This is a genomic window from Paenibacillus ihbetae (assembly GCF_002741055.1).
In the GTDB taxonomy this organism is placed as follows: Bacteria; Bacillota; Bacilli; order Paenibacillales; family Paenibacillaceae; genus Paenibacillus_AQ; species Paenibacillus_AQ ihbetae.
On the sequence record NZ_CP016809.1, the window covers coordinates 2,041,665 to 2,055,784 of the forward strand.

The 14,120-nt window shown below is 54.4% G+C and carries 13 protein-coding genes; 2 read left to right on the forward strand and 11 right to left on the reverse strand.

The features are described 5' to 3' along the window. The 7 genes from BBD41_RS09255 to BBD41_RS09290 all read right to left on the reverse strand — a co-directional run bounded on the left by BBD41_RS09255 (position 1) and on the right by BBD41_RS09290 (position 6,699). Entirely contained in the window at positions 1-1,056 is a 1,056-nt protein-coding gene (locus BBD41_RS09255) for a LacI family DNA-binding transcriptional regulator (protein WP_099477372.1), read from the reverse strand. Between the two features lie 585 nt (positions 1,057-1,641). Beyond that, positions 1,642-2,754, reverse strand: a complete 1,113-nt coding sequence (locus BBD41_RS09265) for an SGNH/GDSL hydrolase family protein (RefSeq protein WP_099477374.1) — start codon at positions 2,752-2,754, stop codon at positions 1,642-1,644. 5 nt (positions 2,755-2,759) lie between these two features. Continuing rightward, positions 2,760-4,175, reverse strand: a complete 1,416-nt coding sequence (locus BBD41_RS09270) for a radical SAM protein (protein WP_077569547.1) — start codon at positions 4,173-4,175, stop codon at positions 2,760-2,762. A gap of 23 nt (positions 4,176-4,198) precedes the next feature. After that, positions 4,199-4,987 carry a prolipoprotein diacylglyceryl transferase gene (locus BBD41_RS09275; RefSeq protein WP_099477375.1) on the reverse strand — a complete coding sequence of 263 codons (789 nt, stop codon included), beginning with the start codon at positions 4,985-4,987 and terminating at the stop codon, positions 4,199-4,201. Between the two features lie 45 nt (positions 4,988-5,032). Beyond that, entirely contained in the window at positions 5,033-5,296 is a 264-nt protein-coding gene (locus BBD41_RS09280; RefSeq protein WP_077569549.1) for a B-box zinc finger protein, read from the reverse strand. A gap of 245 nt (positions 5,297-5,541) precedes the next feature. After that, positions 5,542-6,147, reverse strand: a complete 606-nt coding sequence (locus BBD41_RS09285; protein WP_077569550.1) for a DUF2087 domain-containing protein — start codon at positions 6,145-6,147, stop codon at positions 5,542-5,544. Between the two features lie 363 nt (positions 6,148-6,510). Further along, positions 6,511-6,699 (reverse strand): hypothetical protein, encoded by a 189-nt coding sequence (locus tag BBD41_RS09290; RefSeq protein ID WP_099477376.1) that lies wholly within the window; start codon positions 6,697-6,699, stop codon positions 6,511-6,513. 316 nt (positions 6,700-7,015) lie between these two features. Between BBD41_RS09290 and BBD41_RS09295 the strand changes: the two genes are divergently transcribed. Then, positions 7,016-8,245, forward strand: a complete 1,230-nt coding sequence (locus BBD41_RS09295; RefSeq protein WP_099477377.1) for an MFS transporter — start codon at positions 7,016-7,018, stop codon at positions 8,243-8,245. Positions 8,246-8,351: 106 nt separating this feature from the next. On the opposite strand, the gene BBD41_RS09300 is transcribed toward BBD41_RS09295, so the two are convergent. Further along, complete coding sequence (locus BBD41_RS09300) at positions 8,352-8,597, reverse strand: PepSY domain-containing protein (RefSeq protein WP_099477378.1); 246 nt, start codon at positions 8,595-8,597, stop codon at positions 8,352-8,354. Between the two features lie 239 nt (positions 8,598-8,836). Here BBD41_RS09300 and BBD41_RS09305 point away from each other — a divergent pair, with 239 nt between their 5' ends. Beyond that, positions 8,837-9,568, forward strand: a complete 732-nt coding sequence (locus tag BBD41_RS09305) for a class I SAM-dependent methyltransferase (protein WP_099477379.1) — start codon at positions 8,837-8,839, stop codon at positions 9,566-9,568. A 364-nt stretch (positions 9,569-9,932) separates the two neighbouring features. On the opposite strand, the gene BBD41_RS09310 is transcribed toward BBD41_RS09305, so the two are convergent. The 3 genes from BBD41_RS09310 to BBD41_RS09320 are packed head-to-tail and all read right to left on the reverse strand — an operon-like array spanning position 9,933 to position 13,612. Then, the gene (locus BBD41_RS09310) at positions 9,933-11,159 is read right to left on the reverse strand and encodes an RtcB family protein (protein WP_099477380.1); all 1,227 of its coding nucleotides are present in this window, start codon (positions 11,157-11,159) and stop codon (positions 9,933-9,935) included. 55 nt (positions 11,160-11,214) lie between these two features. After that, positions 11,215-12,810 (reverse strand): limonene hydroxylase, encoded by a 1,596-nt coding sequence (locus BBD41_RS09315; protein ID WP_099477381.1) that lies wholly within the window; start codon positions 12,808-12,810, stop codon positions 11,215-11,217. Further along, positions 12,794-13,612: a nucleotidyltransferase domain-containing protein gene (locus BBD41_RS09320; RefSeq protein WP_099477382.1), complete on the reverse strand. Its 819-nt coding sequence runs from the start codon at positions 13,610-13,612 to the stop codon at positions 12,794-12,796. The genes BBD41_RS09315 and BBD41_RS09320 overlap by 17 nt, the downstream gene beginning before the upstream one ends. Positions 13,613-14,120 lie beyond the last annotated feature (508 nt).

The window sequence follows — 14,120 nt, forward strand, 5'->3', positions numbered from 1 at the left end:
TCAGTCAACCTTCCTTGCATAAGCTGTCGAATTCCGGATGACGAAATCCCCGGCCAGCAGTATTTTCTCCAGCGGGCTGTCCGGCTGCTCCACGCGTCTTAGCAAGCTCTCCACCGCCCGCTGGCCGAGCGCCTCCTTATGCACATGGATCGTGCTTAACGACGGGGACGAGCACACCGCATCCTCGATGTTATCGAAGCCGGTAACCGAGCATTGTTCCGGTACCGCTACATCCATTCTTCCGAGTACGGTCATGACGCAAATGGCAATGGAGTCGTTCGCGCATACGAAGGCTGTCGGCAGCTCATCCATCCTCCCTAAAATTCCTTCCAGCGCCTCGGTCAACTCGGATCGGTTCTCGCCCTCAAGACGAAGCAGCTCCTCGTTCTGGCCCAGCGGTATCCCATGCTCTTCCAGAATGGCCCGATATCCCTGATAGCGGTCCGCGAAGCTTCTCGAGAAGCGGATGTTGCCGACGAACTGCAGCTTCCGGTGGCCGCAGCCGATCAGGTAGCTGGCTGCCCTGCGAATACATTCCACATTATTCATGAACAGCGCATCCGACGGGATCAGCGGGTCTTCATGGTCAATGAGCACGAACGGAATGCCGAGGCTGCGGATTTCAAGCAGCAGCTGCGACGAGATGAAGCCCACGCCGATGATGCCCTTGACGCCGGCGGGATTGATGAGATTGGCGAAGCTGTCCTTGAACTGGTCGGTCACGATCACCATCCCCATATCTCTGCGCTCAAGCTCGATCGTTATCCCGTCGATGATGCGCCCCCAATACATCGAGTCGCGGGTCTGATAGCGGACGTTCGGGACGAGCACGATGACGGTTTCGCGCGCAGCTGTCTGGCTGCCCGCCGCCTCGCTCTTCCGGCTTCCGTTTTTTGGCGCTTTGTTCGCGAAATACCCGAGCTGCGTCGCCACGCTCACAATGCGCTCCCGCGTTTCCAGGCTGACGCCGGGCTTACCTGAAAGCGCTTTAGAAACCGCGAACTTTGAAAGGCCGAGATGATCGGCAATTTGCTGCATCGTTACTTTGCCTGCCATGTAAACAGCACCTCCTTTATCTATCGTCGATATGTTAGTTTGTTGTTATCATAACATTACAATAATTAGGAAAACAATCCCGATTTTATCCTCTGCTTTGTGGTAGATAACCTGCGGTGGTGAACGTGCGGTCGAGCTTGCGGCTAGTGACATGCGTTGAGGTTTAAACGGAGATCCTATAGTGGTGATTGCGATGGAGGATCTGCGATGGAGGATCTGCGATGGAGGATCTGCGATGGAGGATCTGCGATGGAGGATCTGCGATGGAGGATCTGCGATGGAGGATCTGGGTTGGAGATTAATGCGGAGAACGCGCGGCGGCCCTTCCGCAAAGGAGAAGCGGTCGAGCTTACAGTGAAGGATTTGTGGTCGACCTACAATCGAGGACTCTGCCATGGTGCTTAAAGTGAGAACCTGCAGTGGTGCTTGCGCAGAGGAGCAGCGGTAGAGTCTACAAGCGAGGCCTGTGTGGAGCTTAGCAAAATAAAAAACGGCACAGGAATGATTCCCGTGCCGTCTTGTTCCCAGCCGCTATTCAGCGGTAATTTATTGAACGGATCGGCCATTGCCGGTCCGATGCTTGCTTTATCGGCTTATCGCTTGCCGGATGACCGGCAGCAGACCGTCTGCGATCCGCTGAAAGCCCAGATCCGTCGGATGAACGCCGTCCACCATCGCCTCGCCCGGGTCGTCGCCGAGCAGATTCGACCCGTCCACGAACACAATATGCCGGTCCCCGGCCTTATTCCGCTTCGCGACAAGCTCCGACTGGAACTTCAGCCTGGCGAGCCGCCCTTCCCGGATCTCCGGCTTGAAGGACTCCGCTCCATGCGGAATCCGCGATACGAGAATGATCGGCACATCCGGATGCGCTTCCCGGTAGGTCTCAATGAAAATCGGCAAGGTTCGCCTGTACTCCTCCGTACCTCCGCAGTTCGCTTCATAATCGATAACGAAGCATGCAGGATCCGAAATCTGCGAGGCAAGCATTGCCAGCTCCGGCTCGCCTCTTCCATTGCCGGAGAAGCCAAGGTTTATAAACTCCAGATGGATATGCCTGCTAAGAATATTGGTATAGGACATGCCGGGCCTCGACGCACACCCGCCCTGGGTGATGGAAGTGCCGTACAGGATCACCCTTTTGCTTGACTCGTACGGCTCCGGCCCCCACACCTTCGCACCTGGTTCCAGTCCGATCCACAGCTCCCGTACTCCCTGATATAAAGGCATGTTCAGCATAAAGGAGCGCTCCTCGGCGTCCGCGCAGGTGAACAGGCTGCTCTCGTATTCATCCTGACCGGCCTTGAAGCTTGCCGTTCCCGCATGGAGCCAGCGCCCCGGGCCTCCGATATAAGCATCCATGCCGCACTCTCCCGTCGGCGGCATATGGTACATGCCGGAGCCTGACGTTAAGCGGACGCGCACCGATACGGTGCGCGAATCCGTTCGGAACCGGATCTGGCCGCCTGAGGTGCAGTTCGCCAAGGCATCCACTTCCGGGCGGACCGGTACGTCCGGCACTGCCGGCAATCTCCGGTACAGTCGCTCAGCCGGAAACCAGCCGAATCCGGCTACGTGAAACGGCTCCTCCAGCGGAGAGTGCCACTGCAGGCCGTCCGGGAGCGGGCCGTCGATGCTCATATTGCGGTCCAATTGATGCAGAGGGCTGGATGTAAGCTTCTCGCTATCACTTCCCACGCGGCTTACCCCCTGTCCCAGGCGGTGACCAGCTCTTCTTTGCGTTCCTTCAGCAGCTCTTCCTTATCGTCCCGATAGAACAGATTGTAGGTATCGAACGGGATCATCCGCCCGTCGGGATGGACGATGTGCACGCATGATTTTTTGACCGAGCGGACATCGAAGTTATGGGCATCGAGGAACTGCATGATAATGACGCGGAACACGTTATCATAAGTAATCTGCTCCGGCACGGCCGCCAAAGGAAGGCAGCAAAGCAGGCTCTTCAAGGACAGCGCCGAAGACTGCGGGGAATGCCCGGTAGAGAGCAGCTCGAACATTTTGCCGCGGATGACCGGATCCTGCTCAAATACGATCGTATTGCTGTCGCCCTCAAGCAGAATATTCGGATCGATCATCCCTGTCAGAGGCAGCACCTCCCCGCCCAGCTTGAGCGCGTAGCCCATCGCCAGGCAGTCCGGGTGGCAAGGCACCGGCAGAATATCCGCCTCTTGGAACACTCCGGACTGATCGATGATCATTCTGCGCACTTCGCTTACCGTAAGCCGGTCCGTCGACGGATCATAGCCCTCCAGGCGGCCGGCAGCCTGAATCGGCTGAATCGTCACGCCGCGCACAGCCCGCTGCTTGATCCCATACTGGATAATGTCGCCGATTTCGCCGTCATTGAGCCCTTTCTTCAGCGTTACCACGAGCGTAGTGGAGATGTTGAATTCATTCAAGCGATCGATGGCCTGCTGGCGGATGCGTCTGAGATCAGCTCCTCTCAGCTCCTTCAATACATGGGCTTCAAAGCTGTCGAACTGCAAATAAATCTCGAATCCGGGCATATATTCCGACAGCCGCCGGGCAAACTCGGCATCTTGAGCAATACGGATGCCGTTGGTGTTCACCATAATGTGTTTGATAGGTCGGCTCTTGCACATATCCAGGATTTCGAAGAAATTCGGGTGCGTCGTCGGTTCCCCGCCGCTGATCTGCACGATATCGGGCTCGCCTTCATTCTCAACGATCCGGTCGAGCATGAACTCGATCTGTTCAAGCGAACGGTAGGAGGTACGGTGCGGCGATGATTCCGCGAAGCAGATCGGGCACTGCAAATTGCAGTGGTCCGTAATCTCGAGGAGGGTCAAGCAGCTGTGCTGCTCATGATCGGGGCATAAACCGCAGTCGTAAGGACAGCCGTAACGAATCGGCGTGTTCCACTTCAGCGGCATTTCGGAGGGTTTAATAAACTTCCGCGTCTGGTGGTAATAATCAACCTCTGTTGAGATCAGCACTTTCTCAGGGCCGTGAACAAGGCAGCGCTTGACCATATAGATCTTGCCGTTCTCCTCAATGATCTTGGCTTCGACTTTACGGTAACAGGTCGTGCAAATGCTATTCGTCAGTTCATGATACAGATAAGGCCGATTCGGCATAATGTAACGCTCCTTTATCTTGATCAGCTTGGAAGATGGGACTCCGGGATCGACCGGCGAAGCTTGCTCTTGCCGCCGATGAGCCAGGCGTAGTAAATCAGGCCGGCAATGCAGGCCAGCTGGATATTGTTCAGCCCCAGGTAGGGGTGCGGCGTCGGCTTGATCCATTCGATCCCTAAACGGAACAGCAGGTACCCGGCCATGAACCATTGGAACATCCGGCCCGATACATAACCTTCACCGGGGGAGTGGCTGCGGCTCTGGCGGTACAGCGGGATGAGCAGCAGTGCCAGGATGATCAGGAAAACAATCTCGTACAGCTGAGTCGGATGGCGAAGGACGCCATCGCCGAAATCCACGCCCGTCACCCAGGACGTCGCCGTGCCGTACGTATGGTCGTCGAGACCGGTCAGAAAGCAGCCGACCCGGCCCAGCCCCATGCCCAGGATAAGCGGGTATACGAAATCATCCCCGGTGGAATGCTTCCAGCCCACCCAGCGCTTCGTCAGCTCCACCCCGATCAGGCCCCCTAAGAGACCTCCCACAATCGTTTTCCCGCCCCACAGCAAATGGAACTGGCTCAGCTGCTCCCAAGTGGCGGCCGGATCCTCCAGCCAAAACAGCAGCTTGGAGCCTATGGCCGCGCCCGCGATCGTTCCAGCCAAAATCTGCAGGCTCATCAGCTTGGTCATGCCGCTGGGCCGCCGGGTCCACAAATAGACGCGAAAGCCAATAAAGTAGGCGAGTGCTTCAAACAGCACATGCGGATGAATCCGCCAGGAACCTAGGTATATATAAACGGGAAATTCCATCTGCCCACTCCTTGATTTACAAACTTAAACATATAATTCATGGCTCTAATAGGAAAACAGCATGGCGCCGCAAATCGCGAGCAGCAGCACCGCCAATCCGCCGAGAATGGCAAGCAGGGACACAATGACGCTCCAAAACGCGCTCTTGGGCCGGTGCGGCGTATGCGGAGCGTAGCCGATTTCGCCGCAGCGGTAGCGGCAGCAGCCGTTGTCCAGGTTATAGCAATCGTTACATATCGGTTTCCCGCAGCGCCTGCATTGACCGATGGCCGGCGCTTCCGGATGGTTCATGCAGCGGTAAACGTCCATCCTTTCACCTCACTTGGAATTCTATCCTTGTATTTCCTTATTGTACCCTCTCCCGGGCCGGTTGGCTACGGTTCGATATCTGGAGCTGCCTTGAATGCCGACGGGCATAAGGAAAGCAAGCCCCCGGACCAGCATACGAAAGGGTCCGGGGGCTTGCCATCCATTCTTCATTTGTCTTATATCACAACGGATTCCCTGCATGGAATGCTATGGTGCTGCAGGCTGCGACGCTGTTTTACTTTAAATCACTTTAAGTCCTCCCACCGGGCCCACATCTCCCTCGGGTTCAGCTCGTACGCGCCATTGTCCCGGTACATGAAGTGGTGCATGATGAATTCCCGGCGGATCGTCGCAAAGTCCTCATGGAATCCGGAAATGAACTCGTTGATCTCCTTCTCGCTGTACTTTCGTCCATTTTCCAGCATGGATACGATATGCGTCAGCACGATAAGCTTCTTCTTCAGCTGGGCCGGAATGCTCTTCAGCCTCCCGTCTTGCGTGAAGAAGTTCTTAATCACCGATTCCCGCAGCTGCTGATCCGCATCCAGGTTGCGTTCGGCTGTGCGCTCCGGGCTCACGCGCTGATAGATCAGATTCTCCGTTGCCGACGCGCTGTTCTTAATGAAATAATGATTGAGTGAAAAATAAATCGTATTCTTGTCCCGGCGCTCTTTAATGAGGCTCGCTTCCCGCAGCTTGGCGGCATGATGCGTAATCGTTGCCGGCGTAACGCCGATCTTCTCCGCCAGGACCTGACCGTTCAATTCCCCTTCGGCGAGCAGGATGAGAATTTTAATACGCGTTGGATCCGCAAGCGCTTTATGATAATTGACCACCTTGTCCAGTTGCATTGTCCGGGTCCCTCCAATCGGTCCGTTTAATCACCATCTAATTTAATATTCATCTAATTAAATATTAAACGAATAGTGCGGAAAAGTAAATCTCATACGAAATTTTTAGGAAATATGTAACAAACCTGCAGTCCAGTGCGACTCATTTATGAGAAAGCAGGTTGCCTCAACATCAGCCAAAATCTTCATCTAACAGTTTGCCCCCTCCCCATAACTGCTTATGAACCGAACAAATGAAAAAGCCCGATTCCTTCTAAAATAAGGAGCGGGCTTTTCAAGTTAGTCTTTTCAGGGCGGCCTTTTCAACGATTGCCTCTTCAAAAGGCGACTCTAACCGCTAGCTAAGAGCCTGTCTTCAAACTTCTAGATTACGGCAGCGTCCACCCTGGCCGGGTCGGCGTTCTGGCATCGCTTGCATACCTTCAGCGCCGTGCCGTCCGATTTGTTCGCGGTATAGAGCAGCTTGATGCGCTTCGTGCTGCATACCGGACATGTGCTGCGGCCCCGGGAAGGCGTGTTCCACAGGGCACGGCCCCGTTTCGTTTTAGCCATGTTTCATATCTCCTTTATGCATATCTCTCTATTGTTCTTTCGAACCTGTACACGAGCAGCTTCCTCTGCTGCGATTCCACCCGGTTATACGAAGCGTCATCTTGGGAATACAAGCCGGTATGCATGTTCAACTCCATTATATAGACCGCCCTACTTCAAAATATAGGGAATAAACGCCTCTAAAACCTTTTTTACATACATCGCATTGAGGTTCGAGCCTCACCTGCCTCAGGAATAATGATTGACCATTGACTCTTACCTTACAGGAGACCGCAATATAGGTTCCAGCAATGATTCTGTAAGGAGGAATAATACCATGCCAAGCTCGATCCGTATGCTTCAAAACGGCTTTGTCCGTGCAATCTTGATATCGAATGTATGCTCCCAGCTCGGCATATGGATCCGGAATTTCGCGGTTCTGCTGTATGTCATGAACATGACGGACGGGGATGCCTTTGCCATCTCCATGATTTCCGTCGCGGAATATGGACCGATTTTTCTATTTTCATTCATTGGAGGTGTATTCGCAGACCGTTGGCGTCCCAAAGCAACCATCGTCTGGTGTGAGATCCTCAGCGCTTGCTCCGTCATAGTTGTCTTTCTAATGCTGGAATCCGGCTCATGGAGTGCTGTATTCTTCGCAACCTTATGCTCTTCCATCCTGTCGCAGTTCGCCCAGCCCTCCGGCATGAAGCTGTTCAAAACCCATGTGCGGGAGGAGGATGCGTCGATTGGAATGTCGCTGCTGCAGACGCTGTTTTCTCTCTTCATGATCATCGGCCCGATTCTGGGTACGTGGGTATATCAGCAATGGGGGATGTCGGTTGCCCTCTTGCTTACGAGCGGAATGTTCGTGCTGTCTGCGCAGGCCTTGCTGCTAGTACCCAAAGATCGAGACCAGACGGTATTCAGGGACACAGCAACGGCAGCCCCTTCCATTCTTCACGATATGGCCGAAGGCATTCGGTATGTTTGGATCAGAAAAGACCTGCTGCGGCTAAGCCTCTGCTTCACGGTTGTAGGTCTTGGTGTGGGAGTGATCTCCCCGCTTGGCGTGTTTCTCGTAACCGAACGCTTAGGCTTGTCCGCCCAGCATTTGCAGTGGATCACCATACCTTACGGAATAGGCGAAATTACGGGCGGGATCGTAACCTTTATGCTCGCATCCCGAATCGCTCCCGGACGCTTGCTTATGACGGGCTTGATTGTGAACGGCGCTGGCATTCTTATGCTGGGTCTGTCCTCGGTCCTCTGGGCGACGATGCTCTCGCAATTCCTCATCGCGCTGCTTCAACCGGCTATTTTTATCGGGAACAACGCCTTGGTCATGCAGCAGACGGAACAAGCCTACATCGGCAGGGTCACCGGCATCCGTACGCCGCTCATGACCGGGGCGATGCTGATCGCAATGGGATGCTCAGGCCTGTTGAAGCAAGCGATGTCGTTAACTGCAGTATATGGATTAGCTGGCGTGTGTTTTCTCGCCGGTTTCGTGATGATTCTCCCGCTACTTCGTCATGGCTCAAGGTCATCTCGCGATGTCTGATTGCCGTGAAGCCAAGGAAACTACCCCTCCTGCAAAAAAACCGAGCGAAACGATGGATTTGCCGCGTCTCACTCGGTTCTTTGTTGTTGTATAACCAGATACGCGCTTAATCTTCGTCGTCTTCTTCCTCAATCTTCAAGATTCTCCCCGATTTCGCGAGGACCTCGACTTCGAACAGCCGGTTCCCGGATGTCAGGATAAATATTTCATATACCAACACGCCGTGCTCCAGCTCCATATCGACATGCACAATTTGACCCGGAACACGGGCCAGTGCAATTTCTTGGGCTTGCTGCATTGAAATTCTCTGCCTGGTCGTAGGTCCTGGAGCATGGTAGTAGTTTCCATACATCAATCAATAACTCCCTTCATCATAAGATCCGCTCCTGTACCATATGAAAAGTAATGGGTGTTGGTGCGCCGCTCATGCATCGGCTGTCAGTTCATTTTTCCTTGAGGATCCCTTGCAGCACGGCACGGTAAATTAGCACTATGAATCGTACCTCTCTCTGTTTCCATAGCTTCCAGCTTCGCTTATATGATAAAGTACACGTTGGCAGGATTTAGGGCATTATTAAGGGGAGGTACCTGATGCGCGATAACGGAACTGATTTTTATGACAACGACGCGAATTTCGAGAAGTATATGCAGCGCCGGCAATGGCAAGAGAATGCTAACGATACCTTAGAGAAGCCCGTCATTATGGAGCTGCTGGGGGATTGTTCGGATCGTCATATCCTGGATTTGGGGTGCGGGGATGCCGGATTTGGCGTGGAATTGTTGAAAAAAGGTTGTGCAGCTTATATGGGAATCGAGGGTTCCCGCAAAATGGCGGAGGCTTCGGAGAGCAATCTAACCGGCCTTAACAACGGGACCGTTCAGCATATGAGGATGGAGGACTATGCGTATCCTCCGGATGCCTATGATGTGGTTATCTCCAGACTCGCCATTCATTATCTTCAGGATATCGCGGGCCTCTTTCGAGGCATTCATCAGACACTTAGGCCCGGTGGAAGATTCATCTTCTCCGTCGAGCATCCGGTCATTACCTCTACTCTTCAGCCGTCCGGGATGCGAACGAATTGGGTCGTGGATAACTACTTCATCGAGGGGTACCGGGAGCAGCAGTGGCTTGGGGGGACGGTCCATAAATATCATCGCACGGTGGAGGATTATTTTACGGCACTTACGGAAGCAGGCTTTCGCGTGGCGTCCCTTCGCGAATCGAAGCCGGTTCGCGAGCACTTCCTGACCGAAGAGACGTATGAACGCCGGCGGCGGATTCCGCTGTTTTTGTTCTTGGAGGGGGTTAAGAAGGGGTAGGGCTTCATTGCGTTGATGACCACGAAAAGCCTGGCAGTAGTGTTCAATCAAAATGCGTTCCAATGAACGACTCAGGACTTCGTTCGTCCTATGACAATCCGTGAAATAGTAACGGCCGTTTTCTTGGTGATATTCCAGGAAACGGCCGTTATAATTCAACTCAATTCATTCATTTCATTTTAATTCATATCAATGCAATACAATACGATACAATGAAATGCGATACAAGCAATACGATACAAGCAATACGATACAATGCAATATTATGCAATGTAATCCAAAGCAAAGTAAAGCAATGCAAAGATAATGCAAAGCAATGTAATCCAATGTAATCAATGTAAGTCCGATGATGCCAGTATACGCGTTAATCCTTGTACGGATCGAATTCATTCGCACCCGCCATGCAGACGCCGATCGGCTTCAGCACATGCAGTACCTCAATCGTCCCGGCGTGCGCATCCAGAACGTCCTGGAGCTTGCGGTACACAAACGGGCTCTCGTCAGTACCGGCGCCGCGCAGCTCCACGCCAAATTCCTTAACGGCCGCAAGCATTTGTGCTGTCGAGATTTGGCCGCCGCTGCGGGTCCGGGTCTTCCAGTTCATTCGGCCGGCCGCCTGCGTCCGGCTCATGATGCGTCCTGCCCCATGTACGGTGCTGAAGCAAGCGTCCCGGTTTTCCTCCGAATCCCTGCCCCGAACGATCACGGATATATCACCCATGCTGCCGCCGATAAACCCGGTCTGCCCCGGCGCCGACGGCGTGGCTCCTTTCCGCACGACAATGGCTTCTCTCCCCTCATGCGTCTCCTTCCAAGCATAATTATGATGATTATGCACCTCGAAGTCGGCTTCAGCCCCGAGTATCGACAGCACCTGCCCGATGACGTAATCCCGTCCGGCATAGGCGTAACGGCCCGCAAGCTTCATCGCCCGATAATACATATCGCCAAGCTCGCTGTCCAGGTCGAACAGCACCGGCGGTTGGTCCATCGATTCCCCCGGGGCATTTGCCAGAAAATCGCGTCCGGCGCTTAAATTGAGGAAGCCGCTCGCCGTTTTATGGCCAAAGCCCCGGCTGCCGAAATGATTGGCGACCCACAGCCGTCCCGTCTCCTGCTCCTCAAACAGATCGACGAAATGATTGCCGCTGCCGACCGTGCCTAACTGGCTTCGGGCCAGCACCAGCAGCTTATCGTGCTCCTGCTTCCCGATCGAGCGGTACACGTCCCAATCCGGATCATCAAACAGCTCATGATCGACCCGCGTGTTGTTGACGCGCCCGATTCCGAAGGAAATGCTGCGCGCGATGTCGTCCATTATGCGACCCAGCACCGGCTTGATGTCCTTCGCATGCAGGTTCGTCCGTACCGCCTTGTTCCCGCAGGCAATATCGTAGCCTACGCCGGAGGGTGAGATCTGGCCGTCGTATACAACGACGCCTCCGATCGGCTGACTGTACCCTTTATGATGGTCGGCCATTAGCAAGGTCCGGATGACATTGCCGGTTTCAGCGCATCTGCGCGCTTGGGCCACCGCGCTTTCATCCGGCTTTCCCCACACCCGAACACCGTCGATGTTTTGATATCCCATTTTCCGTTCACTCCAGTATCTTAAAAAATGAAATCCTTCTGTGCTAACAACTTACTTACGTTTCTCCCTGCGCTGCCTGTTCGTTTGAAATTCCGTTCTTGGCCAAAAGGGAGCGGATGCGTTCCCGGACCGATTCATCCGGGTCTACCGCCAACACATGAACCAGCACTTCGGCCAGCCGTTTTTTCCAAGAAGCTGCCTTCCATGCCTCAAGCGCAGTAAGCGCCATATGCCGGTTATTCACCACAGGGCTGTTTAGGCCGGCCGCGATCAGCTCAAGGCCGATCCCTTCATGACGGTCCAGGTTCTGAAGGATGCTGCTAAGGCATCGGTGTGCCGCAAATTCCTCGCCGAACCCCATCTCCTCGCCAGGGCCCGAGGCAATTTCCGCGAGCGGCAGTCGCTGCTCGGCGAAATCGACAAGCTCCCGGATTCGCATGGAATCATTCGATTTCATCAGCTCCAAATAGTGCGAATCGAGCAGCGGGTTCGCCGTAAGCTGAGCAAATAGCTCCTGCCAGATATCAACGCCCAGCCTGCGGGCAGCGGACACCCCGTACCATTGCTCCGCGGGACTTCCGGTCTTGACCGCTTCCATGACAACTTCTTGCCACATCGGTTTCGATAGGATGCGCTCGCAAGCGTCGGCAGCAGCTTGTCTCCGCTCCTCGGTCCATCCCGCGGTTAACCGCTGCACCCAGCCTTCATCCGAAGCGTCCAGATATTCACGAAGCTTCAGAATGACCGTCAAATGCTTCGCCGTCCGCCCCTGCTCCTCAGCGAGTCGTACGTAGTCCGTTACGGCATGCGCAGCGAACTCGTAATCGTCGATATCCTCGGCGGGTCCGCCATGGAGCAGCGCCTGAATGATATCGGTCGCGCCTTCAAACAGCTCGTCATCGACGCTGCTTGCCGAGAGCGCTCCATGAAGCTCGCCGTTCCGTGCGCAAATGCAAGCCAGGTATTCATCCATGATGCTGTTAGGGCAGCCATAACGCAGCAGCCACGCCCGAATTTCCGGTGTATCCGGCTGCAGCCGTTCGACTGTATGGATTTTTCCCCAGCCATGGACCGTCTGGGCCAATTCAAACAACACGTCATTGCTGTTTTCCATCCCGTTCATGATCGCTACGGCGGCATACAGTGTAAATTCTTCATGTCTTCCCAAGGTCAGGAGCAGGTCCTTCGCCGCTTCGTTTCGGAACAACCCGAGCACGGCCATGCCGAATTTGACGACATTTCGGTGCGTCCCGCATTCCGCAAACCATTTCGCTTCGTAAAACAGCGCCTCCGGCTCGATGCCGGGAGCTTGCCGGATCTCCTCCAACAGGGCATCAATGCTGCCGCCGATATCCAGCTTCATCAGCTGTTCGTATACAGCCTTGCGCTTCAGCGTCCCAGGCTTTCTCGTCAGCTTCACCAGCAGGCGGATCAGCTCCCGGACCTCCTCGGAAGCTCCAGCTGGTGACGCATGATGCCCAAGCGCGCCGTCCAATCCTCCGGCCACCCAGCGCATTCGGCTTCCTGCCCAGAATTCCTCATCATCCGGCAGGGTGCCATCCACCGTCTCCCCCTGCCGTCGAATATAGTCGTATATAGAGGTCTTCCCTTCCCAAGGCATCCGTTTCGCTTGATTAAACAAAATAACCATCCCACTCATCCTTCTCCCATACTTCATATACTACCGACCGGAACAGATGGTCAAGCTTCGCGTCCATGCCGCCATCTTCCCCTTCGGCCGTTCGCATGTCCTTCGCGATCCGTTCGTATACGGCTAATTGGGTCTCAACATATTCGTTGATTACGTTAATCTTCGGCTCATCTTTCATTTCATCCCCGGCGATTTTGCGGGCGAGCAGCTCTTGAACGGCCGTCTTCAGCCCGCTCCCTTCGGGTATTAGTGCACCCGCCAGCTGCTGGAACTCCATAGGCGGCATCTCGCCATGCTTCTCGATCCACTCGCAAGCCAGGATCGGACGAAGCACGTAGAAATATTTTTTGATCTTGACGGTATCGCCCTGGAGATAGGTCCGGTAATTTCCCCTGGCCATATGCAAGTAATGATGCATGCACGCTCTAGGCGAGAACATCTGCGACGCGAGCTCCCGGATCCGCGAGGCCGCCGAGCAGCGTTCCACATACAGGATAGGCGACTGCAGCCATTCGAGCAGCGGCGGGTTTGATTTGCGGAAGAGGCGGAGCGCTTTTTTCAAATCCCACCCGTTGATGTCCAGCTGATCGCTGATCGGTCGTTCAATCACGTCCCGCTTGTCGAATATGGATAAGTACCACTCCACCGGCCGGATATATAGAAAACGCACGTCATAATCGCTGTCCCGGGAAGGAAAGCCCCACGCCCGGCTGCCCGACTCGCACGCATATAGAATCCGGATGCCCTCCTCCCGTTCAATGCGCTTCAGTTCTTCGAGGATCGATTGCTTGATCTGCGACATGTTGAATTCCCCCTTTGACGTTCTATTGGAGCGGCCCAATCGCTCCGGATGCAGCAGGCCGGATCTGTGGATCAGCACCGTTTGTCAGCACTCCGCATGCGGATCACTACCTCTGTTCGTCTGTCAACACTCTGCATGCGGATAAGTACCTCTGTTCGTCTGTCAGCACTCCGCTTGCGGATCAGTACCCCTGTTCGTCTGTCTGCACTCCGCATGCGGATCAGTACCTCTGTTCGTCTGTCAGCACTCCGCTTACGGATCAGTACCCCTGTTCGTCCGTCTGCACTCCGCATGCGGATCAGTACCTCTGTTCGTCTGTCAACACTCCGCTTGCGGATCATGTCTCCAATCTCTGTTGTCCTCTAATTTTTTGGATTGATCTTCACTGTCGTTAAAATTAGAGGACAAAGGAGAACGCTAACGCTTTTCCGACCTGATTCCGCCTGCTCCGTTGAAGCAGGTTTGAGAGTAACTCACGTAGTACATCTCGCTCCACAAGTCCCTTTTG

Excerpts from the sequence above, each read along its gene's own strand:
- BBD41_RS09255 (WP_099477372.1), bottom strand. The coding sequence starts at position 1,056 with ATGGCAGGCAAAGTAACGATGCAGCAAATTGCCGATCATCTCGGCCTT.
- BBD41_RS09270 (WP_077569547.1), bottom strand. The coding sequence starts at position 4,175 with ATGCCGAATCGGCCTTATCTGTATCATGAACTGACGAATAGCATTTGC.
- BBD41_RS09275 (WP_099477375.1), bottom strand. The coding sequence starts at position 4,987 with ATGGAATTTCCCGTTTATATATACCTAGGTTCCTGGCGGATTCATCCG.
- BBD41_RS09280 (WP_077569549.1), bottom strand. The coding sequence starts at position 5,296 with ATGGACGTTTACCGCTGCATGAACCATCCGGAAGCGCCGGCCATCGGT.
- BBD41_RS09285 (WP_077569550.1), bottom strand. The coding sequence starts at position 6,147 with ATGCAACTGGACAAGGTGGTCAATTATCATAAAGCGCTTGCGGATCCA.
- BBD41_RS09290 (WP_099477376.1), bottom strand. The coding sequence starts at position 6,699 with ATGGCTAAAACGAAACGGGGCCGTGCCCTGTGGAACACGCCTTCCCGG.
- BBD41_RS09295 (WP_099477377.1), top strand. The coding sequence starts at position 7,016 with ATGCCAAGCTCGATCCGTATGCTTCAAAACGGCTTTGTCCGTGCAATC.
- BBD41_RS09300 (WP_099477378.1), bottom strand. The coding sequence starts at position 8,597 with ATGTATGGAAACTACTACCATGCTCCAGGACCTACGACCAGGCAGAGA.
- BBD41_RS09305 (WP_099477379.1), top strand. The coding sequence starts at position 8,837 with ATGCGCGATAACGGAACTGATTTTTATGACAACGACGCGAATTTCGAG.
- BBD41_RS09310 (WP_099477380.1), bottom strand. The coding sequence starts at position 11,159 with ATGGGATATCAAAACATCGACGGTGTTCGGGTGTGGGGAAAGCCGGAT.
- BBD41_RS09315 (WP_099477381.1), bottom strand. The coding sequence starts at position 12,810 with ATGGTTATTTTGTTTAATCAAGCGAAACGGATGCCTTGGGAAGGGAAG.
- BBD41_RS09320 (WP_099477382.1), bottom strand. The coding sequence starts at position 13,612 with ATGTCGCAGATCAAGCAATCGATCCTCGAAGAACTGAAGCGCATTGAA.